Genomic DNA, 21,896 nt, shown 5'->3' on the forward strand with positions numbered 1-21,896 from the left:
CTCCTCCGGCGGTCCCCGGCAGCTCGTCGACGTGCCCGCGGAGCAGCTGCGCATCACCGGCGCGACCGACTCCCCGATCGACCGGCTGGTGCGCAACGCGATCGCCGACCTCGAGACCTTCTCGGCCGAGCGTTCCCGCGCTTCTACCGCGCGGAGGTCCCTCCCCTTGTTGGCGGCTACTTCTCCACGGACCTCCGGCGACCCGGTATGCCCGCGAGGACATTGGACGTCCCGGGGCCGCTGCTCGTCATCGCCGTCCTCGGCTGGCCGGACCTCATCACGGTGCTCACCGTCGAACCGGGCCTGGGGTGCGGGGTAAGCACGCCGACGTCCAGCTGTCGCTCAGCGACGGAGTGTCTCGTCCGGGAGGCGGCCGTAGGTCTCCCGGTAGGCGGCGGCGAAGCGGCGGTGGTTGGCGAAGCCCCAGCGGGCGGCGATCGTCGGCACGCTGTCGGAACCCCCGGGGTCGGTGTCCACCAGGTCCCTGTGGGCCCGCGCCATCCGCACCCGTTCGGCAAAGGCGGTCGGTGTCGTGTCCCGGTGGCGCAGGAAGGACGCCTGGAGCCCCCGGGCGCCGCTCCCCGCGGCGTCGGCGATCTCGGTGAGCGTCATCTCCCGCTGCGCGTTGGCCTCGATGTGCTCGATGGCGCGCCGCACGACGGCCGGCGTGGCGTGGTCGGGTGGCAACCGGCGGTGGCTGACCAGAGTCGTACTGGGGAACGTCTCGAGGACGGCTCGGGCCAGTCGCTGGGTCAGCGCAGAGGCGACCAGCGGGGCGGCCGCGACCTCCGGATGCCCCACGAGGACGTTGACGACGCGGCGGACCGCGTCGCTCCAGCGCCGGCCCAGGACTGGGGACATCGGCCGATGCCCGGTGAAGCGCAGCGCGGTGCCTACGAGTCCGGTCGTCTCGACGGCGACCCGCTCGACGTCGGCGGTCTGCACACTGACGCAGTCGGCCACGGTGTCGGCCCACAGCACGCTCACCACCTGGTGGGCAGGCAACAGCACGGGGGAACCCGGGAGGACGACGTCCTCGTGGCGTCCCAGGCTCACCTTCATCCCGCCGTCGTCCGGCTGGACGACGACCAGGACGTCCGAGAGCACGACGTTGTTGTCCGCGCTCAACGAGTAGCGAAGTCTGGCGAGGCTGCCGCTGCCGACGCGGACATGGCGGCTGCGGAAGCCGAAGCCCCGGTGGCTGTTGGACTCCTCCGGCCGGTAGCCGGGGTAGAAGGCCTCCAGCCACCGGCGGGCCACGCCGGGGTCCGCCGTGGCGACTTCGTCCATGGTGGGGGGCGGGACAGGTGATGACACGGTGTCTCCCCGGCTCGATCGCTCCGGTGGGCTGTTGGCTCCAGCACCTGACGGATACGGCCGTCTGAAGCCCCACGCTAGGACCAGGCCGGTCCGTACGGCATCCGTCGGATGACCGATCGAGCCCAGCCGCCGGAGGAGCCGTCCGAACGATGTGCGTGCACATGCTCCGAGCGGGCTGATCACCGGCGCCGCATCCCCGTCGTGATTGTGGTGGGCGCCTTCGCCACGAACGGAGTGGATCACCGGCCTCCGTGGAGCCGTGTGCGCATGTGGCGCGTCCCCGCAGACACCTGCACGGACACCCTTGCGCAACCGCCGGACAACTGCCCGGAAACGCCGGGCCCGGGCCCCCCGGTTCGCGACGGCGCGCACGCAGCGGGCCTCGGACGGGCGTCGCTCTTCTCCGGACGTCCGGAGCCCTGGACATCGGCATTCCCCCGAATGACTGGCGACCGCGGACGGTGACGCCGTGGGAAGACCTTGGACCGGTCGCGGCGCCGCATGCCACAGTCCCCTGGCGCGATCCCGACTCGCCGCTCTCCTGCTTCCAGCGCATGCTGGGCAGGCTTCGCGAGTGCGCCGAGGTCGGCGTCGGCGGCCACGAAGTGATCGACGTCGGACTGCCCCAGGTCTCGGGTACACCGGCGTCCACCACCAGAGGCAGCGTGCTGTTCGCGCACAACCCACCGACCGGCCGGTGACCGTCCGCGATCCCGATATCGGTGCGCACGCCGGGCAACTGGTCGACCTGTTCCACGACCAGGAGTACGGCGCGCCCGACCTCGACGGACGCGAACCGGCCGGTTAGGGCGTCCGCTGGATCCGGCTCACCGACAGTCACTGTCCGGTCAGCCGTCCCGCGAGCCCAAGGAACTCGTGAAGCCCACTGCGTGATCACCGGTATCGAACGACCTGGATGGAGGAGTCGTGAGCGAGTCCGAGCTAGAGGAGACCGGGACCGGGGAGGCCGCGAAGCGCATCGGTCAGGCGCCGACGACCACGGACGTGACCGATCCGGAGCGGTCCTCCCGGAACACCGCTGCCGGCTCCGGTTCCGAGCCGGGCGAAGGGCCCGTCCAGCCGGACGCCGACGAGGGGGTGGATTTCTCGGCCAGCATCGAGCCCCACAACGAGGGGCTCGTCTGAACACGACGGCCTCGCAGTCGCTGACTGCGGGGCCGTCGCCTTGCTCAGCCCAGCCGAGCACCTCATCGCCTGCGCCGCGCCATCCGGGATTCCCCCAGCGCGTTCCGGTGGACGACGTTCGTGCCCGGGAGCACCGGCTCGACCCAGCGGACGCCGAGAGGTCGGCAAGCGTCGTGGCCGTCGGAGTTCCTGTTCTTTTCACGGACCTCGCACCGATAGCCGCTGCCCCCGGCGGCTGGCAAGACCCGCTTCCGCTACCAGCGCCCGATGTGCCGCGTCAAGCGACGCGGCGCCCACCGTCCTGGTCCCGGCGCACTGCACAGGGTGGAAGGTGCAGAACCGGTTCGCCGCGGCGTTTCCCGATGCCTTCGCAGCCGTTCGCCGTCGGGACGTCCTACGTGGGCGGGAAGGCGTAGGCGCGCCGGACCGGAGTCGCGGGCCGCGTCGGTGACCCACCGTCGGCGCCGGTGCCGACCTCGACCAGCCCGCGGCCGAACGCGTCGACCCGGCCCCACCGTCCGGGGATGTCGAGCAGCTCGATGCGGCCGATGCCGACCGGCAGTGCCGGCTCGACCACCAGGTGGTCCCCGTGCGGCTCCAGGCCCAGCATCGTGCGCAGGTACAGCAGCGGCGCCCCGGTGGACCACGCCTGCGGGCTGCAGGCCGTGGGGAACTCGACGGGGTACTTCGTCAGCGTGCGCTCGTAGCCGCCGAACGCCTCGGGCAGGCGGCCGTGGTAGAAATCCGCGGCCTCGAGGTTGCCCGCCGCGATCCGGGCGGCCTCGACGTGGAAGCCGTACCGGCGCAGCCCCCAGGCGATGAACGAGTTGTCGAACGGCCAGACCGTGCCGTTGTGGTAGCCGATCGGGTTGTACCGGGCCTCGCCCTCGGCCAGCGTGCGCACCCCCCAGCCGGAGAACAGCCGGGGCCCGAGCAGGTGCCCTGCGACGGCCGGCGCCCTGTCGGCGTCGACGATGCCGCTCCACAGCAGGTGGCCGATGTTGGACGCCAGGGCGTCCACCCGGGCGCCGTCGGCGTCGAGGGCGAGCGCGTAGTACTGCCCGCCCTCGATCCAGAAGTCGCGGTTGAACCGGTTCTTGAGGTCGGCCGCCGCCCGCTCGAGGTCGTCGGCGAAGGCGGGGTCGTCCCAGAACTCGCGCGCGAGGCGGGCGCCGCGCATCTTGGCGTCATAGGCGTACCCCTGGAGCTCGCAGGTGGCCCGCGGGAATCCGGGCAGCCGGCCGTCGCGGTAGGAGATCCCGTCCCAGGAGTCCTTCCAGCACTGGTTCTCCAGGCCGGTTTCCTCGTTGCGCCGCTGGTAGGCGACGTAGCCGTTGCCCTGCAGGTCCGCATAGTCGTCGATCCAGCGCAGCGCCGCGCGCAGCTCCTGCTCGTACTGGCGCACCAGGCCGCCGTCCCCCGTCCACCGCTCGTACTCGTCCATCAGGACGACGTACAGCGGTGTGGCGTCGGCGGTGCCGTAGTACGGCGTGTGCGGTCGCTCCTGGAACGCGCTCAGCTCGCCGTAGCGGACCTCGTGCAGGATGCGGCCGGGATCCTCGTCGCGGAAGTCGTCGACGCGATTTCCCTGCCAGTCGCCCAGCACGCGCAGCGTCGTCGTCGCCAGTTCCGGGGCGAAGGGGAGGGCCTGCAGGCTCGTGAAGATGCTGTCGCGGCCGAATATCGTCATGAACCACGGCAGGCCGGCCGCGGGCAGGCTGTCCGGACCCGCGATGATCGGCGAGAACCGCAGCGCCGCGAGGTCGATCAGGCTGCGCCGGTAGGTCGCGACTAGGGACTCCGAGTCGCACGTCAGGCGCGGTGCCCGGGCGACCCAGCGGTCGAGGTTCTCGAGCATCTCCCGCCGCACGTCATCAGCGGCCGCCGTCGGCTTGAGGGGGCGTTCGCCGGGTCCCAGGATGACCGCGCGGATGGTCAGCTCGGTGCTCCAGGAGCCGTGCGGCTCGATGTGGGTGATGAACGTCAGCCCGTGCTCGTCGACCTCGGCCGGCTGGGTCGAGGTCACCGTCGTGCTGCGGTGGAACGTCTCGCGTCGGTAGCTCATCACCAGTTGCCCGGCCACTGCCGCGACGGACCGCGAACCCTTCTTCTGGAGGGCGTCCTTGACCTCGAACAGGTCTGCGAAGTCGGCTGCCGCCTCGATCCGGATCGTCAGCTCGACCGGCTTCACGTCGTGGTTGAGCACGGTGAGCTGCTCGAGGAAGCCGTCGGCGACCGCGCGCTGGCGGATGACCGTGGTCTTCGCGTCGACGTAGACCGTGCCGGTGCCCGGGACGAGGAAGAACCGGGTCTCGAAGTACTGCAGGTCGTCGGTGGAGAGGGCGGTCAGCCGCTCCCCGTCGACCGTCAGCACCCACCGCGACAGGAACCGGGTGTCGAACGAGAACAGCCCGGTCGGGTCGTTGGGCGAGGTCTCGATGTCGCCCCGCCTGTCGCAGACCACGAACGTGCTGCCGTTGAGGGTCCGGACAACGTCCTCGCTCACGACGGCCGCCCTTCCGCTGCGACGACGGCGCGACCGCCCGAGGCGCCCGGCGTGCGCGGCAACAGCCGCTGGGCCAGCACCATCAGCTCGAAGTCCCCGTCGATGGCAGCCGCACCCCGGAGCAGCGCGGCCAGCGCGCTGGTCCGGCCGCTCACGACGTCGTCGCAGACCGCGCGCTCCGCGATGATCACGCAATCGGCGGGCTCGTCGCTCGCGGCCACCATGACGTCGCCGTGCTCGATCCGGACCAGCCGGTGGTCGATCCGGTCGCCGTCGAGGATGTCCCAGCGCACGGTCGCGCTGAGCCGCCTGAGCATCGGTTCGTGTCCGCGGCGTTCCAGATCCGCGAAGAAGTCGTCGATCGCCGTCATGGAGGAGCTCCCCTGTGCGCCCGGGAGCGGGTGGGCGGCCGACATCGTCGCGGCCGCGTCGACACCTCAGCGTCTCCTCCGCGGGCCGACAGGCCCAACCTACCGGCGCGTCGGTGCGGGCGTCTCGACCACGACCCGCTGTGCTGCGCTGAGGGTGCCTCTGGCGATGGGGGGCACGTCTGCCAACCGGGCACGCTCCCCGACCCGGACATCGCACGGACCGATCCTGCAGACGGCGTCGGCACTCGGCCGTTCGTGTCCGCGTGCCCGCATGTCGCACGGGAAGCCGACGGGACAGCTCGTCGAGGCGCCACTACCCCGGGATGCGCGCGCCGGGCCGGACGTCGGCGTCCGGCGTGCCCCTGTCCAGGCGCACCGCGGTGGTGACGTCGGCTCCGGACCCGATGCCCTCGGCGTCGGGCGTCAGCGCGGCGGCGATGTCCTCCTCGTCCTCGTAGGCCCGGTGGACGGCGGCGGTCAGCAGCCGCAGCTGGCGGTCCAGCGGGGCGTGACGGTCGGGCGGGGCGATGCTCTTGAGGTCCTGCAGCGCCGCGCACAGCCGGCGGGTCACCTGCGGCGAGGCCGCGCCGGCCAGCCGGATCTCGTCGAAGGCGAGCCGCACGTAGCCGTCCCAGGACAGCGTGCGCTCGACCAGCCGGACCACGCCGTCCTCATCCCGGTGCTCGCCGGCGGGGAGCGGGCGCACGGCGAGCTGGCGCAGCAGGTCGTGCAGCCGGTGCAGCGCCTGCAGGGTGGTCGTCGGGTCGTCGAACGGCTGGGCGATCGACCGCTCCGCGACGTCGACCAGCTTGCGCAGCCCGTAGGAGGCGTCCTCCGTGTGGAGGCGCTCGGGGCCCACGAGGACCAGTCGCGCGATCTCCTCGGCCCGCAGCCGCGCGGCCGGCCCGGCGCCGTCCCCCGCCCGCCGGGGGCCGGGGTGCACGCGGAACAGCGGTGCCCCGCCCGGCACGAAGTCGCCGACGACGGGCACCAGTTCGAGGACGCAGTCGGCGCGGCGCGCGGCGGCGACCAGCCTGGCGCGGTCGACCCGGACGACGCTGCCCGGCTCCCGGGCGGAGACCACGTCGGGGTCGGCGTCCGCCCCGGTCGCCGGTCGGGGCGCTGCGGGGAAGGATGACTCGATGAGGTCGCGGGTGCGGTCGCCGACCAGGTCGATCAGGCCCGTCGCCCGCATGGTCTGCCCGGAGTGGTGCACGAAGAGGATCAGCGTCACGAGGCTGGCGACCATCAGCAGGTAGGTCAGCAGCACCGACACGCCGGGAACGGTGCCGGTGTCCGAACCGCGGATCTCGCGGAGGGTGAGCACGGCGACGACGAACGTCGCCCCGAACAGGCCGATCGCCAGCTGGCTGAACCGGTCGGACAACAGCGCGGCCACGATCCGCGGCGAGAACTGGCCCATCGCCAGCTGCACCACCACCAGCGTCACCGTGAGCACGAGGCTGGTCAGCGAGGCCATCGCGGTGGCGAAGACCGACAGGATCGTCTGCGCGTCGCTGGGCGTTCCCGTCACGCTCTGCGGGACCAGGGTGTAGCCCGACCGGCGGTCGAGGGAGAGCGTGCCGAGGGCCATCAGCACGCCGGCCAGGATGCACAGCAGGGGGACCAGCCACAGGCTGGTCCGCACGGCGTGCACGAAGCGGGTGAGGCGCATCGGGCCCCTCCGGGGCTCGGACCGGCGGGCCGGCCGGTGTGAGCGTGGGGGCGTGTTCTCCGCCGTGGCCGGTCACCCGCGAGGGCCCGGTCTCTTCCATCCCACCCCGCGCCCGGGACGGTGTCGAACCGACGGCGGTCGAAATCGGTCGAGCTGCCGATGGGCCGGTACGTCGACGCCTACCAGATTGGGACGCGCATCGCCCGCATGAGTGCGGCACCCGAACGGCACATCGCCATCCCGGAGGTCACCTATGCCGGAGAACGCGGTCGCGGACCGGGACGTGGCGGAGATCGCCGCGTCGTCGTCCACTCGTCCCCGTCGCGCGGAGCAGATGCTCACCGCGCCGTCCCGTTCAACGGCACGCAACTGGTCTCGCCGATCCGCACCATCCCCGGTACGTCACGGTGGCCGCTGCGGATCCGCCCGACCCGACCCTCCCCTTCATCACCAGCCGGCACCGGGCGCGTGACATGAAGCGCGCACCCTGGCCGCGGTACGGGCGGACGGGCAGGCCTCTACGTACCGTGTGTACCGGGCCCGCCCGAGGGGAGGCGCAGAGATGAAGTGCGACCCGGCCCTCCTGCGCCTGCAGGAGGAGCTGGCCGGCGTCGGCACCATGGCGGAGGGCCTGAACCAGCGCGCCCGGGAGGTCCTCGAGGCGCTGGGCCGGATCCTGCCCTTCGACGCCGGGTGGCTCGCCGTCCGCGATCCCGAACGACGTCGACACATCCCACTTGCGACCACAGGCGCAGCCGAACCCCTGCGCCGCTACTTCGAGTCCCCAGGGGCCGACGCCGAGCTCGAGCACCTCGGGCTCAACAGCGCCCAGCGCCCGGTGCTCGCCAGCGAGCTGCCCGTGCCCCTCCCGGAGATATGCGCCTGGGGCGAGTACCTGCTCCCGGCGGGGTTCGGCGGCGGCGTGGCCGGCGCGCTGTTCTCCTCGACCGGGCGGCACGTCGGCTTCCTCAGCCTCCTCGCCGAGGACCCGGCGCGCCTGAGCCTGGCCGACCGGCAGATGGTCGGCGCCGTCACCAGGGTGATCGCGGACGACCTGGACCGGACCCAGGAGATCGCCCGGATCGCCAGGATCGTCGGGACCGCCGAGGCCGGCGTGGTGGTCACGCGCGGTGGGGACGCCCTCTCTCTGCCCGGGCTGCCCGACGACCGCCTGCTTGCCCCCGACTCGCCAATCCTCGCCGCGGCCACGCACGAGCTATCCGCCGGTGGCCCCTACACCGCCTTCCTCGCGCCCGTGGCGGGCCCGGACGGCGAACGGCTGCTGCGGGTCACCGCACTGGATTGCGCCCTCCCCGACCTCGACCACCTGTCGGCCGCAGTGCTGCTGTCCTCCCCCGGAGACCTGCGCAGTCTCACTCCCCTCGATCTCCGGGTCCTGGGGCACATGGTGGCCGGCACGACCCAGGTCCCCGCGCTCGCCGCAGCTCTCCACGTGAACCCGCGCAGCACGACAGAGGCCCTCCGCCGGGCCCAGGTCGCTCTGGACGCTCCCGACCTCACCGCCGCCGCCACGCGGGCGCTGCGCACCGGCCTGCGCATCCCGCCGGAGTTGAGCCGTCCGGCGCGGACCGGGCGCCGGTGAGCGCGCGGAGCCGCCCTCAGCCAGCGGCGTGGATCTGCGCCGGAGGCTGCGGGTGGTGCTCGGCCAGGTCGTCCAAAACGCCTGGCACCGCCCTACGAAGAGCGCGCAACGGCGGACCTCCGCCTCGTCCGGTCACGGGTCGGCGGCGTCGTCCCCGGCTGCGCGGAGCCGCTGCAGCCGGCTTCGCGCGTCCTCCAGGTCGAACGGCTGCCCCAGCGCCTCCCGGGGGCGATGAGGAAGCGGATGGCGTAGTGGTCCAGGATCCGCTGCGGCCGCAGGTGCAGCTCGCCCCGCGTCACCACGGCGCTATCCCTGCTGCCCCAGGTTGGTGACGAGATTGACGGCCACCGCGATGACGACGGTCCCGAACAGGTAGGACAGCAGAGCGTGCCCGAGGGCGACCTTGCGGATCGACGTGTCCGCGAGCTGGGTGTCCGGTACCGCGAAGCTCATCCCGACGGTGAACGCGACGTAGGCGAAGTCGCTGTAGGCAGGCGGTTCCCGCTGGCCGAACTCGATGCCGCCGTCCCCACCGGAGTAGTACAGCCGGGCGTACTTGAGAGCGAAGACCGTGTTGACCAGCGCCCACGACTGGATCACCACCAGGACGCCGAGCACCACGGTGGCGACGCCGACAGCGTCCCCCGAGCCGGACCGGACGAGGCCCTCCACGACGGCGGCGAGGCTGGCCACCGCCGCACTCAGCACGACCGTGTCCGTGACGCGGGTCCGCCCCTCCTCCTCGGCCAGCCGTTTGGTCCCCTGCGGATCGCGTGGCCAGCTGATCCGCCACACCCAGAGCAGTAGGCCGCTGGCCGCGACGGCCCAGCCGACGAGTACCGCGAGCTCGGGGAAGCCGGCGACCGTGGTCAGTCCGGCGGCGAGAAGGCCGCCGCCGAGACAGATCAGCAGACGGCGCCACGACAGGATCGTCGGCCGCGGGCCGGCCTCCTCCGCCGTCGCGCCGCGTGCGAGGCTCACCCGGTATCCCGGCACCGGGACGGCGAGGACCCGGCGACGGTCCCCCGTCCGGCTCGGCGCCGGGGCCCGGGGCGGTCCGACGGCCGGCGCCTCACGCACCGGGGCGGAACACGGCACGGACGCACCCGTCCTCCTTCTCCTCGAACATCCGGTAGCCCCTCGGCCCGTCGTCGAGCGGCATCACGTGGGTGGCGAGGTGCTCCGTCTCCACCTCGTCGCGGCTCATGCGGTCGAGGATCTCCGGGATGTAGCGGCGCCCGTGCTGCTGGGCGCCGCGCAGGGTCAGCGCCTTGTTCATCACCGCGCCGAGGGGGAACTCGTCCACGAGGCCGGCGAAGACGCCGAGGGTGAAGACGGTCCCGCCCTTGCGGCACGCGCAAATCGCCTCACGCACCGCCGTGGGTCGGTCGGTCTGCAGCCGCATCTGCTGCGTGACCTGGTCGTACAGGTACTGCGGTCCCGGGGTGTGCGCCTCCGTGCCCACCGCCTCGATGCACACGTCCGGTCCCCGGCCACCCGTGATCTCGCGCAGCTCTGCGGGGACGTCGACCTCCTCGTAGTCGAGGGTGTCCGCCCCGATGTGCCGGCGGACCTGGTCGAGCCGGTTGTCGTACCGGTCGATGACGACGACCCGCTCGGCGCCCATCAGCATGGCCGCGCGGGCGGCCATCTGGCCCACTCCGCCTGCACCCCACACCGCGACGACGTCCCCCGGCCGCACCTCGGCCTGGTGCGCCCCGGTCCACCCGGTGGGCGCGGAGTCGGAGGCGAACAGCGCCCGCTCGTCGGAGACGCCGTCCGGGATCGCGAACGCCCCTTGGTCGGCGTAGGGCACCCGGATGTAGGGCGCATGGCTGCCCGCCCAGCCGCCCATCGCGTAGGAGTACCCGTAGCAGCCGCCGATGGATTGGCCCCACAGCGCCTCGGTGATCCCGGGTCGGGATCGCCGTTGTCGCACAGCGACCACAACCCCTGCCGGCAGTACCAGCACTGCCCGCAGCTGGTGAAGGAGACCACCACCACGCGGTCGCCCACCTGGTGCTCCGTCACGGCGCGGCCGACCTCGGCGACCGTGCCCATGAACTCGTGCCCGAGCACGTCCCCCGCGCGCATGGCGGGGATGTAGCCGCCCACCAGGTGCAGGTCCGAGCCGCAGGTCGCACTCAGCCCCACCTCGAGGATGACGTCGTGGTCGTCGAGGATCGTGGGCTCGGGGACGTCCCTCGACGCCGATCTCGTTCACCCCGCGCCAGGTCACCGCCCTCATCGCACACCTGCCTCGGGCGCCACCTTGGTCCACGCCTCCAGGAGCACGCCGCCGGGGGTCGCGGTCCGCTTGCCGTGCGGTGCGGGATCCACCGCCAGCACCTCACCGACCTCGATGAGTTGCTTGGCCCGGCGCAGCGCGACCGCAGATCGGCCTGCGGATCGCTGCCCGTGAGTCGACCGAGAGGGCTGCCGGAGGGCTGGTTGCGCAGCCGGGCCGCCAGCTCGGTGCCCTTGCCGTCGGCGGCCGCGCGGATGCGGACCTCGATCCGGTCGCCGTACTCCGCCAGTGGTGCGGGCAGCTGCGCGGTGTCCACGTCGGACGGCTCCCGGTAGACGGTCACGGCGAGCCACCCGGACGCCGGGGCGGCCGTCCCACGGGCCGAGACCCCGGCGGGGTCGAGCACCGAGCGGATCTGGCGGACTACCGTGCCGCCGGCCCGGGCCGCGAGGGACGCCGTGCTCCCGAGGGCCGACGTCATGCCCGGCCCACCGCGGGCTGCCCGGCCTCGGCGAATTCCTGCACGATGCGCTCGCAGAACGCAGGCAGGTCGTCGGGCGACCGGCTCGTCGTGATGTTGCCGTCGGTGACGACCTGCTCGTCGACCACCTCCGCCCCGGCGTTGCGCAGGTCCGTGCGCACGCTCGGCCACGAGGTCAGCCGGCGGCCGCGCGCGACGTCGGCCTCGACGAAGTTCCACGGGCCGTGGCAGATCGAGGCGACCGGCTTGCCGGACTGGACGAAGTCGCGGACGAAGGCCACGGCGGCCGGCTCCATCCGCAGTTTGTCCGGGTTCACCGTCCCCCCGGGCAGCAACAGGGCGTCGTACTCGTCGACCGAGGCGGCGCCGACCAGGCGATCGACGGCGAACGTGCCGGCGTCCTCCAGGTCGTGGTCGCGCGCCTGGATCTCGCCGCTGGTGATCGAGACCAGGTCCGTGCGCGCACCGGCGTCCTCCAGAGCCTGACGAGGTCGCTCGAGCTCCACCCGCTCCACCCCGTCGGCCGCGAGGATGGCGACCCGCCGTCCGTTCAGTGTCGTGGCCACGTCATGCACCTGCCATGGCCGGGTGCAGGACGACCTTCGTCCAGCCGTCGTCCCGCTTGTCGAAGTGCTCGTAGGCCTCCGGCGCGCGGTCGAGGGGCAGCTCGTGGCTCACGATGAACGACGGCTCGGCCTTGCGTGCGGCGATGAGGTCGCGCAGTTGCCGGTTGTACCGCTTGACCGGCGCCTGGCCGCTGCCCATCTTCTGACCCTTGAACCAGAACATGCCGTAGTCGAAGGCGACCTGGCCCTGCTTGGCCAGCTCGTCCTGCGCGCCGGGGTCCTGCGGGACGTACACCCCGACGACGCCGATCTTGCCGGTGAACCGCACCGAGGCGACCAGTCTGTTGAGCGTCAGGTTCGGTTGCTCCTGCCCGTCGGGCTCGTGCGCCTGGTAGCCGACGCACTCGCACCCGTTGTCGGCGCCGAGGCCCATGGTCTGGTCGAGCACCGCCTGCACGGGGTCGACCTGCGAGTCGTCGATGGCGATCGCCCCGATCGACTCGGCTAACCGCAGCCGGTCGGGCTGCCGGTCGACGACCATCACCTTGCTGGCCCCTCGGATGGTTGCCGAGAGGGCGGCCATCAGCCCGACCGGGCCGGCGCCGAAGATGACCGTCTGGTCGCCGGGCTGCACGCCGGCCATCTCGGTGGCGTGGTAGCCGGTCGGGAAGATGTCGGCGAGCATCACGTAGTCGGTCTGGCGCTGCTCGGCGTCCTCGCCCAGCCGCAGGCAGTTGAAGTCACCCCAGGGCACGCGCAGCAGCTCGGCCTGCCCCCCGCCGTACGGGCCCATGTCGGCGAAGCCGTACGCGGCGCCGGCCATCTTCGGCTCCGGCTGGGCGGTCAGGCAGTAGTTCGTGAGCTGGCGCTCGCAGTTCTTGCAGTGTCCGCAGGCGATGTTGAACGGCAGGACGACGTAGTCCCCCACCTGCACCTTGTCGACGCCGTCGCCGACCTCGACCACCTGGCCCAGGTTCTCGTGCCCGAACCAGCGGCCGGGCTCGAAGTCCGTCCGGCCCTCGTACATGTGCAGGTCCGAGCCGCAGATGTTCGCCGACGTGATCCGTACCAGGACGTCGGTCGGCCGCTCGATCCGCGCGTCCGGTACGTCCTTGACGCTGACCTGCCGCGGCCCCTCGTAGACCACTGCCCTCACGCTGCCTCCCTCGTCGCCGATGTGCCCCACCGCTCCGGGCTCGGGTCGGGGCCTTGATTGCACCTGGTGGAGCGTGGGCCCGGGTATCGGCAGACATGCCGATACCGACCCGGCCGAGCCGGCCGCCGTAATGGGTCGAGCTGCCGATGGTGCTGGGCCCCGCAACGCGTCACAGTGCTAAGCGCAGGGCTCACGGACCCCGGTTCAGACCCGGTGCCGGCGGCCGCGGCAGAACAGTCGAGGACGGACCATGCCGATCGAGGGACCCGATCGAGTTGCGACGGAAGCGGAGCGAGCGGGGCACGGTGCCACGACTCCCTCCGGAGGAACGCCGCGGAGGAGCCGCCTTCGATCCCGCGACGGCCGGGTGGAGTGGTGCGCCTTCTCCGCCGCCCTGGCGGATCTGCGTGTCCGGGTCCTGACCGCGGAGATCAAGGCGGCCAACCTGGAGGTCGCGCTCGCGACCAACCGGCGGATCGGCATCGCCGTCGGCATCCTGATGTGCCGGTTGGGGGTCACCGAGGACCGGGCTATGGCCGTCCTGAGCAAGCACAGCCAGGACCACAACGTGAAGGTGCGAACCATGGCCGAGGAGGTCATCTACACCGGGAGCCTCTGACCGGCTCGCCCGCCCGGGGGCCATCGGTTCCGTCGATGGCCCCGTCGACGACGCGTTCCGTACCGCAGGGGCTGCCGTCCGATGCCGTCGGGGACAGGTCGGGGCTCTGCTCGCGTGCGTCGCTCGTCATGCCGGGGCGTACGGACGGCGATCCCGGGCAGTTCGACTGCCCTAGGTGCAGGCTCCCGGCGGATGCGCTGTGCGCCGCCTTCGTGCCGGGAGGCGCGGCGAGCCGGGCGGGTGGTCGAGGAGAGCGTCCGCCGGCGTCGCGGGAATGGGTCGCTCTGCCGATGGCCGGAACGGTCACCAACCGTTGCCATTAGGCCGCATCCGTTCCGCCGCGAGCCACGGCCCGCGCCGTTTCCCTAGGACGTGCCTCCATGCACATCGGTCTCATCGCCCCTCCGGGGGTCCCCGTGCCCCCTCTCGCCTACGGCGGCACGGAGTCGGTCGTCGATCGGCTGGCCCGCGGGCTCGTCCGCGCCGGTCACGAGGTGCTGCTCGCCGCCGCGGCAAACAGCGCCTGCCCGGTGCCACGGGTGGGAGGCACCGACGAGGCCGCCGAGGCGGGACCCGTCTGCGTCGACACGGTCACCGAGCTGCGCCACGTCATCAGGAGTTACGCCGCCATGCGCGAGGTGGACGTCGTGCACGACCACACCCTTACGGGCCCGCTGTACCGGCACCCTCCGGCCGGCCCGCCCGTGGTGACCACCGCCCACGGCCCCTTCGACGCGACGATGAGCCCGGTCTACCGCGCGATGCGCGGAGTCGCCGTCGTGGCCATCTCGTACCACCAGGCGGCCACCGCCGACGGGATCCCGGTGGCTGCCGTGATCCATCACGGCCTGGACGTGGAATCGGTCCCGGTAGGCCGCGGGAACGGCGGGTACGCCAGCTTCCTGGGGCGCATGTCCCCGGAGAAGGGACCTCGCGAAGCCGCGCTCGTCGCACGGGCCGCGGGCGTCCCACTGCGCATGGCCGCCAAGCTCCGGGAGCCGGCCGAGCGCGAGTACTTCGACGGGGAGGTCAAGCCGTTGCTGTGCTCGGACGTGGAGTTCCTCGGGGAACTGGGCTGCGCCGAGAAGCTGGAGCTCGTCGGGGGCTCGTGCGCCCTCGTGAACCCCATGCAGTGGGCGGAGCCGTTCGGTCTGGTGATGATCGAGGCACTCGCCACGGGCACCCCCGTCGTGGCCACACCGGTCGGTTCCGCACCGGAGATCGTGGACGACGGGGTGACCGGCTACCTGCGGAAGGGATGCGCCGCGCTCGCCGACGCACTGACGGCCGCGGCGGACCTCGACCGGGCCGCCTGCCGGGCGGCGGCCAAATCGCGCTTCGCCACCGAACGCATGGTCCGCGAGCACGTGCAGCTGTACACCGGTGTCATCGGCTCCGATCGGCCGCGGGCGCGTCCTCGGGCAGTCGATCACCCAGCGTCACGCCGGATAGGAGTCCTCCCGCGGGCGGGGCTCGCATCGCAGCTCGACGCCTGACGGCAGGCCCTCGACCAGCGTCTCCTCCCCGGTCACCTCCACACTGACTCGGCCGGCCCCGAGGGCCACCCCCTCGACACGGAGCGGAGCGAAGGCCGGGGGCAGCACGGGGTCGACCCACAGCCGCTCCTGAGGGAGCTCCGGATCGAACCGCAACAGCGTCCGGATGACCTGGACCGGGGCGGCCGAGGCCCACGCCTGCGGCGAGCACGAGGTCGGGTAGGACACCGGCTCCGGGAACTCCCGCCGGTCGAAGCCGCAGAAGAGTTCGGGCAGCCGGCCGCCGAAGTGCTGAGCCGCCTCGAGCAACGCCTCGGCGACCCGCTGGGCCTCCCGCACGAAGCCGTAGCGCATGAGCCCTGCGAGGACGAGGGCGTTGTCGTGCGGCCAGACCGACCCGTTGTGGTAGCTGACCGGGTCGTAGGCCCCCATGGCGCTACTGAGCGTGCGCACGCCCCAGCCGCTGAACATCGCCGGCGACAGGAGGTGCTCGGCGACGAGCGGGGCCTTGTCCTCGTCGACGATGCCGCTCCACAGGCAGTGCCCCATGTTCGAGGCGCAGGCGTCGACCGGACGCTCGTCCCGGTCCAGCGCGAGGGCGAACCAGCCGCGCTCAGGGAGCCAGAACCGCTCGTTGAACGCCTCCCTGAGCGCCGCGGCGCGGTCGTCCCACCCCCGCGCCACGTCCTCCTCGCCCATCAGTCGAGCGAGCTCGGCGCGCGTGCGGTAGGCGTCGTAGACGTACCCCTGGACCTCGCAGAGCGCGATCGGCGCCTCGGCCGGCCGGCCGTCGGCGGAGGTGATCCCGTCCCACGAGTCCTTCCACCCCTGGTTCGCCAGCCCCCGGTCGGTGGCCCGCTGGTACTCCACGAACCCGTCACCGTCCCGGTCGCCGTGCCTGCGGATCCACTCCAGCGCCAGGTCGGCGTGCGGCAGCAGCTCAGCGACCTGCTGCGGGTCGGCACCCCACCGGGCCAGCTCCCCGAGGAGCACGACGAACAGCGGCGTGGCGTCGACCGTCCCGTAGTAGGTGCTGCCACCGCCCAGGGACAGGCCCGACTCCACGCCGAGCCGGACCTCGTGCAGGATCCGTCCCGGTTCCTCCTCCGTCAGCGGGTCGGTGTTGCGGCCCTGGTGCCGCGCAAGGGTCCGCAAGGTCCCCAACGCCAGACTGCGGTCGACGGGCAGCGCCATGTAGGCGGTGAGCAGCGAGTCACGGCCGAACAGGGCCATGAACCACGGCGCTCCGGCGGCGACCGCGGCGAGGGAGGGGTCCACGGGGTCGAAGATGCGCAGAGCACCCAGGTCCTGCTGGCTGCGCCGCAGGACCCGCTGCAGACCTTCGTGCCCCGTCGTCGCGATCGGCGTGGTCGCCTGCCACCGCTGCAGACGCCGGGCCGGCAGCGACTCCCGCACGGGACGATCCAGCGGGAACGAGGGCTCGACCTCCTCGCCGTCCACCACCGGCTGCACCAGCAGCGAGGCCGTCCACTGGCCCCGGGCGGGGACGACGACCTCATACCGGATGCTGCCGGCGCTCTGGGCGACGCTCGAAACGGTGTCGAAGGACGCGCCGGGGGCCAGGACGACGGCACCCCGGTGGTTGTCGCGCCAGCGCTGATCCAGCACCAGCCGCTCGCCCTGCCCGTGGACGCGCCGCTCGCCGCGTGCCTGGACCCGGCCCTCCTTCACCTCGAAGAGGTCCGCGAAGTCGGCCTCGACGGCCACCGTGACCGTGCAGGCCGCCGGCTCCCCCGCCGAGTTGCGGATGACGACGTCCTCCCGCAGGCCGTTGCCCACCCGCCGGTCACGCTGCACCAGCAGGTTGGTGTCGGTCCGGCCAGCACGACGAGGCAACCGACCGAGGAAGGTCCCGCGGTAGGGTTCCGGCGTCATGGCCGCGAGAGGCTGGGGAGTCTCGCCGTCGACCCGCAGATCCCACCGCGACAGGATGCGGGTGTCGCGGAAGAACACTCCGTGCGGCCCGGCACCGTTGAGGTCCCCGCCCGGCGTGCAGATGCAGAACGACGACCCCTCGACCAGGGTCACCGCACCGCCGCCGGTGCTGGTCGGCTCAGCCTCCGGTGTCCAGGCACCCATGTCCGTCGTCCTCTGGTCGTCGCTGCGGCCTCCGGGTCGCTGCCCCGCCGGTGCGCGGAAGCCGCCACCGGGCGTGCGGCCGCTCCACGCTGCTGGTCGTGCGGGGCGCGGCGCAATCGGTCGTCCTGCCGATGGAGGTCACCCCGCCGCCGGGCTTGGCTGGACGCGCCGGCCCACCTTCCCTTCAGGTGCACGCCCATGGAGCTGACTGCGACGACGACTGTCAACAAGCCCCCGCAAGAGGTGTACGGCTTCTGGCACCGGCTGGAGAACCTGGCCACGTTCATGGCGCACCTGGACGACGTGCGGTGACCGGCCCCAGCTCCAGCCACTGGGCGGCCAGCGCACCGTTCGACACCGTCGTCGAGTGGGACGCCGTGACGACCGGCGACGTCGCCGCGGAGCGCATCGCCTGGGCGTCCGTCGAGGGCGCCGACGTCGACACCTCCGGCGAGGTGCTGTCCGTGCCCGCACCGGGTGGGCGGGGCACCGAAGTGCGGGTCACGCTGCGCTATGACATGCCCGCCGGTGCGCTGGGCAGGGCCGCTGCGAAGTACTTCGGCGACGACCCCTCCCAGGCGCTCGACGACGACCTGCGGCGCTTCAAGCAGGTGATGGAGACCGGTGAGGTCGTGCGTTCCGAACGCGCCCCATGGGGCAAGCGAGCCCGCCAGCAGTTCCCGCAGCGCCCGGCCCGGCCGCTGAGCGACGAGGAGCTGCAGGAGCTCGAGGCCCGCGAGGAAGTCCTGGCGTGAAGGCCAACTGCTGGGTCGGCCCGAACGAGGTCGAGGTGCAGGACGTCCCCGACCCGACGATCCTCAACAGTCGCGACGCCGTCGTGAAGATCACGTCGACGGCGATCTGCGGCTCCGACCTGCACCTGCTCGACGGCTACGTGCCCATGATGGAGAAGGGCGACGTGCTGGGTCACGAGTTCATGGGCGAGGTCGTCGAGGTCGGCCCCGGCGTCGACGGGTTGCGGCTGCGGGTCGGCGACCGCGTCGTCGTCCCCTTCCCGATCGCCTGCGGCGCCTGCCTCGCCTGCCGGGCGGAGCTGTACTCCTGTTGCGAGAACACCAACCCCAACGCCGGCGTCGCCGAGAAGTTGTTCGGGCACCCCGTCGCCGGGATCTTCGGCTACTCGCACCTCACCGGCGGCTTCGCCGGCGGACAGGCCGAGTACGCCCGGGTGCCGTTCGCCAACGTCGGCCCGATCCGCATCGAGAGCGACCTCTCCGACGAGCACGTGCTCTTCCTCTCCGACATCCTCCCCACCGGCTACATGGGCGCGGAGATGTGCGACATCCAGGAAGGCGACGTCGTCGCTGTGTGGGGCGCCGGCCCCGTGGGCCAGTTCGCGATGGACAGCGCCCGCGTGCTCGGCGCGGCAACGGTGATCGCCATCGACGACGTCCCCTACCGCCTCGAGATGGCCGCCTCCCAGGGCTACCGGACGATCGACTACTCCGACACAGATGTCCGCTCCGCCCTGCTGGAGCTGACCGGTGGGCGCGGACCGGACAAGTGCATCGACGCCGTCGGCATGGAGGCCACGCACGGTGCCGCCCACGTGCACCTCTATGACCGGCTCAAGCAGGCGGTCCGCTCGGAGTCCGACCGGCCGCACGCCCTGCGCCAGGCGATCCTGTCCTGCCGCAGCGGCGGGATCGTCTCGGTCATCGGGACCTAAGGCGGGCTGGTCGACAAGTTCCCGGCCGGCGCCTGGATGAACCGGTCACTCACCCTGCGCACCGGGCAGTGCCACGTGCAGCGGTACATGCGACCACTGCTGGACCGGATCGAGCGGGGCGAGCTCGATCCGACCCGGGTCATCACCCACCGACTCCCCCTGGCCGAGGCCCCGCACGGCTACGACATCTTCACGAACAAGGCGGACGGCTGCGAGAAGGTGGTTCTCAAGCCCTGACCGCTCGCGCCTGCGGGGGGACGACGAGGAGCCGAGACGAGGACCTCCGGGTCGTCGACCGCCGCGACGAGGAAGTCGACGAGGCGGCGGACGGCGGGGCGGGCCGGGCGGCGCCAGACGACCTCCAGGTCCAGGAACAAGGAGGGATCGAGCGGCAGGACGACGATCCCGCCGACGCCCATGCGCTCGGCGACCCCGAGGATCCCCGGGGCCACGCCGGACCCCCTCGCGACCGCCCGCACCATCGCCTCGGGGCTGTTGATGAGGTCCGGTTCGACGACGACCTGCCCCAGCTGCGCGCCCCTCGGCAGCAGGTGGTCCACGGCGCGCTGCCAGATGCCGGAGAATGGGGGACGCGGGAACATCACCACGGGTTCGTGGCCGAGCGCCGTCACCGGGATCTCCGCCCGGTCGGCGAGCGGGTGCTCCTCCGGCAGGACGACGCCGAAGGGCACCGAACCGAGGACGACACCGTCGAGGTCCCGGTGCGCCTGCGGCCGACTCCAGACGACCGCTGCATCGGCCCGCGCCTGCCGGACCGCCTCGACGGCGTCGTCCCCGGGGCTGGACGTGACGAAGACCTCGGCGCCCGGGATGGTGAGGCCCACCGTTCGCAGCGGGCCGTCGAGGACCCGGTCGGCCATCGTCTAGACCCGCAGGTCACTTGCTCCCGGCTCGAGGGTCCTGCGGATCGCACGTCCGCGCGAGCCCGGTCGACCTCGGCCAGGATCACCCGAGCCCGCTCCGCCAGGACGCGCCCCGCAGGCGTAAGCTCGGCTCCGCGTGGAGTGCGATCGAAGAGCATGACGCGCAGGTCCCGTTCCAGCGCACGGATCTGCTGGGAGAGCGACGGAGCGGCGACGTGCAAGTGCGTGCGGCCGAAGAGAAGCGCCGCTCCTCGGCCACGGTGAGGAAACACCTGAGCTGGCGCAGGTCCACAGGACAGGCTATCGCCGGGCGAGGGACCGGGCGGTCGGCGTGTTAGGCCAGGCCTCACAGGCCTGCGGTTCTACGTCACGGTGCACACGGTGAACCGTGACGTTCCGCGGTATGAGTACCTGAACCGTGTCCTCCCCCGGCCGGTCGAGCAGCCGGTTCGGTCGTGGCTGGAATCGGCCCGCTACCGCTGAGTCCCAGGGGGTGGACATGCGCTCGCACCAGGCCGGGGAACTGCTGCTGGCCGAGACCGCTGCCGCGGCCGGCACCACGTTCGAGCGCGCGCAGGCCCTGCTCGATGTCCTCCACCGGATAGTCCCGTTCGACGTTGCATTCCTGGCGTTCGCCGACCCGCTGGGCCACGGCTACCACTCCCTGGCGAGCATCGACCTGGACGGCCCGACGGTGGAGTTCCTCTCCGGCCCCCAGTTGGCGCGGGACATCGAGGTCACCGGCGCCGACCGGGCACGTTCGCCGTTGAGCCCGTCGGACCTGCCCTACCCGGCCGAGGAGCTCCCGACCTGGGCCGAGTGCCTGATCCCGTCCGGTATCCACGAGGGGCTGGGCCTCGCCCTGTTCGCACCCGGAGGGCGGCACGTGGGCCATCTCGCACTGCTGTCCGGTAGCCGGCAGCCACCGTCCCCGGCCACGCGCCGCCGGCTCGGGCGGCTCGCGCCGGTGCTCGCGCACGGCATCGACCCGATGCGTTCGCTGCTCACCGCCGCACGCCTGGTCCGGGGGGCCACGGCCGGCGCGGTGCTCCGCGCGGACGGCGGATGCCAGGCGCTGCCGGGACTGCCGGCGGATGCGCTGCTGGTCTCCCGCTCCCCCGTCCTGGCCGCCGCACGTGAGCGGATCGGTGACGGGCACGTCTACTCGTCCTTCCTCTGGCCGGTGGGCGGCTCTCACGCCCCCGGCGGGCACGTGCGCGTCACCGTCCTGGCGGCACCCGAGGACGTGCCGCCGGGGCTGACCGCTGTGGCCCTGCTGTCACCGGCGACCGACCTGCACGGGCTGACCCCACGGGAGCTGGAGGTGCTGGGCCTCCTGGTCGAGGGGGGCTCCAACCAGGAAATCGCTCGAGCCCTCGTCGTGGCGCCGCGGACCGTGGCCGCCCACCTCGAGCACGTCCTCGTCAAGCTCAGGGCACCGACCAGGACACTCGCCGCGGTCCGCGCAGAACGCGACGGTCTTTACGTTCCGGCGTCCTCCCGCCGGCGGGCATGCGGGGGTCAACGCGAGAGCATCGGCACGACATAGCGTGCCGCGCAGCTCCCTGCCGCTCCAGGACGTCGCCGTGAGCCCGGCGGACCGGGCGGCTCGTGCTGTCATCAACGACTGGCGGTCCGCTCACGGGTTTCCGCTCAACATCGAGCGGCACAGGCGGTCGTGTCGTCCGCTCAGGGGTTTGCGAAGGGCTGCGGGTAGCGGAACCGACCTCTGAGCTCCGGGCGGTAGCCGGTCGAGGTGCGGGCCTGGAAGAACGGAGCCCACTCGGGGTTCTCGGGCTCCACGCCGATCTCGGGCCGCCGGCCGGAACCCGAAGCGGGGGTAGTAGTCCGGGTGCCCGAGCAGGACGACCAGGGGTTCGTCGAGCGCGTCGGCGGCGCCGAGGATGGCGTGCATCAGGGCGGCCCCGACACCCCGTTGCTGATGACTCTGCCGCACGCCGAGTGGACCCAGGCAGAGGACCGGCTGCTCGCCTGGCAGCAGCCGCGCGCGTGTGCAGCAGACGTGGCCCGCGAT

Annotated in this window: 19 protein-coding genes and 2 pseudogenes; 9 read left to right on the forward strand and 12 right to left on the reverse strand. The window is 72.5% G+C overall.

From position 1 onward, the window contains the following. Positions 1 to 342: 342 nt before the first annotated feature. On the reverse strand, positions 343 to 1,290 hold the full coding sequence (locus tag BLW63_RS23260) for a helix-turn-helix domain-containing protein (protein WP_091161613.1): 948 nt from the start codon (positions 1,288 to 1,290) through the stop codon (positions 343 to 345). A 957-nt stretch (positions 1,291 to 2,247) separates the two neighbouring features. Between BLW63_RS23260 and BLW63_RS23265 the strand changes: the two genes are divergently transcribed. Beyond that, positions 2,248 to 2,466, forward strand: coding sequence for a hypothetical protein (locus BLW63_RS23265; protein ID WP_091161616.1), 219 nt, complete (start codon positions 2,248 to 2,250; stop codon positions 2,464 to 2,466). A 394-nt stretch (positions 2,467 to 2,860) separates the two neighbouring features. Here BLW63_RS23265 and BLW63_RS23275 read toward each other — a convergent pair whose 3' ends face one another. From BLW63_RS23275 to BLW63_RS23285, 3 genes are all read right to left on the reverse strand, one after another. Next, complete coding sequence (locus BLW63_RS23275) at positions 2,861 to 4,972, reverse strand: amylo-alpha-1,6-glucosidase (protein ID WP_091161621.1); 2,112 nt, start codon at positions 4,970 to 4,972, stop codon at positions 2,861 to 2,863. After that, on the reverse strand, positions 4,969 to 5,343 hold the full coding sequence (locus BLW63_RS23280; protein ID WP_170856939.1) for an SCP2 sterol-binding domain-containing protein: 375 nt from the start codon (positions 5,341 to 5,343) through the stop codon (positions 4,969 to 4,971). Before BLW63_RS23280 ends, BLW63_RS23275 begins: the two co-directional genes overlap by 4 nt. A 313-nt stretch (positions 5,344 to 5,656) precedes the next feature. Next, the gene (locus BLW63_RS23285) at positions 5,657 to 7,018 is read right to left on the reverse strand and encodes a DUF2254 domain-containing protein (RefSeq protein ID WP_091161627.1); all 1,362 of its coding nucleotides are present in this window, start codon (positions 7,016 to 7,018) and stop codon (positions 5,657 to 5,659) included. A 562-nt stretch (positions 7,019 to 7,580) separates the two neighbouring features. Between BLW63_RS23285 and BLW63_RS23290 the strand changes: the two genes are divergently transcribed. Beyond that, positions 7,581 to 8,621: a hypothetical protein gene (locus BLW63_RS23290; protein ID WP_091161629.1), complete on the forward strand. Its 1,041-nt coding sequence runs from the start codon at positions 7,581 to 7,583 to the stop codon at positions 8,619 to 8,621. Between the two features lie 306 nt (positions 8,622 to 8,927). On the opposite strand, the gene BLW63_RS23300 is transcribed toward BLW63_RS23290, so the two are convergent. The 5 genes and pseudogenes from BLW63_RS23300 to BLW63_RS23320 all read right to left on the reverse strand — a co-directional run bounded on the left by BLW63_RS23300 (position 8,928) and on the right by BLW63_RS23320 (position 13,072). Then, positions 8,928 to 9,602, reverse strand: coding sequence for a DUF1345 domain-containing protein (locus BLW63_RS23300; protein WP_244522752.1), 675 nt, complete (start codon positions 9,600 to 9,602; stop codon positions 8,928 to 8,930). A 91-nt stretch (positions 9,603 to 9,693) separates the two neighbouring features. Next, complete coding sequence (locus tag BLW63_RS23305; RefSeq protein ID WP_244522753.1) at positions 9,694 to 10,560, reverse strand: zinc-binding dehydrogenase; 867 nt, start codon at positions 10,558 to 10,560, stop codon at positions 9,694 to 9,696. A gap of 41 nt (positions 10,561 to 10,601) precedes the next feature. Beyond that, positions 10,602 to 10,775, reverse strand: a pseudogene (locus BLW63_RS28255) (alcohol dehydrogenase catalytic domain-containing protein); the annotation flags it as partial. A 571-nt stretch (positions 10,776 to 11,346) separates the two neighbouring features. Continuing rightward, the gene (locus tag BLW63_RS23315; RefSeq protein ID WP_091161636.1) at positions 11,347 to 11,916 is read right to left on the reverse strand and encodes a type 1 glutamine amidotransferase domain-containing protein; all 570 of its coding nucleotides are present in this window, start codon (positions 11,914 to 11,916) and stop codon (positions 11,347 to 11,349) included. Position 11,917: 1 nt separating this feature from the next. After that, entirely contained in the window at positions 11,918 to 13,072 is a 1,155-nt protein-coding gene (locus tag BLW63_RS23320) for a glutathione-independent formaldehyde dehydrogenase (RefSeq protein WP_091161663.1), read from the reverse strand. A gap of 367 nt (positions 13,073 to 13,439) precedes the next feature. On the opposite strand from BLW63_RS23320, the gene BLW63_RS23325 reads away from it, so the two are divergent. Both BLW63_RS23325 and BLW63_RS23330 read left to right on the forward strand, forming a co-directional pair. Then, complete coding sequence (locus tag BLW63_RS23325; protein ID WP_170856940.1) at positions 13,440 to 13,691, forward strand: ANTAR domain-containing protein; 252 nt, start codon at positions 13,440 to 13,442, stop codon at positions 13,689 to 13,691. Positions 13,692 to 14,071: 380 nt separating this feature from the next. Next, a complete protein-coding gene (locus BLW63_RS23330) occupies positions 14,072 to 15,187 on the forward strand; it encodes a glycosyltransferase family 4 protein (RefSeq protein ID WP_091161640.1) in 1,116 nt (371 codons plus the stop codon). On the opposite strand, the gene BLW63_RS23335 is transcribed toward BLW63_RS23330, so the two are convergent. Then, on the reverse strand, positions 15,131 to 17,287 hold the full coding sequence (locus tag BLW63_RS23335) for an amylo-alpha-1,6-glucosidase (RefSeq protein WP_091161643.1): 2,157 nt from the start codon (positions 17,285 to 17,287) through the stop codon (positions 15,131 to 15,133). The genes BLW63_RS23330 and BLW63_RS23335 overlap by 57 nt on opposite strands. 308 nt (positions 17,288 to 17,595) lie before the next feature. On the opposite strand from BLW63_RS23335, the gene BLW63_RS23340 reads away from it, so the two are divergent. The 3 genes from BLW63_RS23340 to BLW63_RS28260 are packed head-to-tail and all read left to right on the forward strand — an operon-like array spanning position 17,596 to position 19,214. Continuing rightward, the gene (locus tag BLW63_RS23340) at positions 17,596 to 18,042 is read left to right on the forward strand and encodes an SRPBCC family protein (protein ID WP_211517261.1); all 447 of its coding nucleotides are present in this window, start codon (positions 17,596 to 17,598) and stop codon (positions 18,040 to 18,042) included. After that, positions 18,039 to 18,977, forward strand: a complete 939-nt coding sequence (locus BLW63_RS23345) for an alcohol dehydrogenase catalytic domain-containing protein (RefSeq protein WP_244522754.1) — start codon at positions 18,039 to 18,041, stop codon at positions 18,975 to 18,977. The genes BLW63_RS23340 and BLW63_RS23345 overlap by 4 nt, the downstream gene beginning before the upstream one ends. Positions 18,978 to 19,013: 36 nt before the next feature. After that, positions 19,014 to 19,214, forward strand: a complete 201-nt coding sequence (locus BLW63_RS28260; RefSeq protein WP_244522755.1) for a hypothetical protein — start codon at positions 19,014 to 19,016, stop codon at positions 19,212 to 19,214. Here the strand turns inward: BLW63_RS28260 and BLW63_RS23350 are convergent. Further along, the gene (locus BLW63_RS23350; RefSeq protein WP_091161646.1) at positions 19,157 to 19,858 is read right to left on the reverse strand and encodes a LysR family transcriptional regulator substrate-binding protein; all 702 of its coding nucleotides are present in this window, start codon (positions 19,856 to 19,858) and stop codon (positions 19,157 to 19,159) included. The genes BLW63_RS28260 and BLW63_RS23350 overlap by 58 nt on opposite strands. A gap of 122 nt (positions 19,859 to 19,980) precedes the next feature. Beyond that, positions 19,981 to 20,211: pseudogene (locus tag BLW63_RS29100) on the reverse strand (helix-turn-helix domain-containing protein); the annotation flags it as partial. Between the two features lie 149 nt (positions 20,212 to 20,360). On the opposite strand from BLW63_RS29100, the gene BLW63_RS23360 reads away from it, so the two are divergent. After that, a complete protein-coding gene (locus BLW63_RS23360) occupies positions 20,361 to 21,410 on the forward strand; it encodes a helix-turn-helix transcriptional regulator (RefSeq protein ID WP_091161666.1) in 1,050 nt (349 codons plus the stop codon). A 303-nt stretch (positions 21,411 to 21,713) separates the two neighbouring features. Then, positions 21,714 to 21,896 (forward strand): hypothetical protein (locus tag BLW63_RS23365; protein WP_139263765.1); only part of this gene is annotated, 183 nt, incomplete at its 3' end.

The organism is Geodermatophilus africanus, assembly GCF_900107105.1.
GTDB classification, from domain to species: Bacteria; Actinomycetota; Actinomycetes; order Mycobacteriales; family Geodermatophilaceae; genus Geodermatophilus; species Geodermatophilus africanus.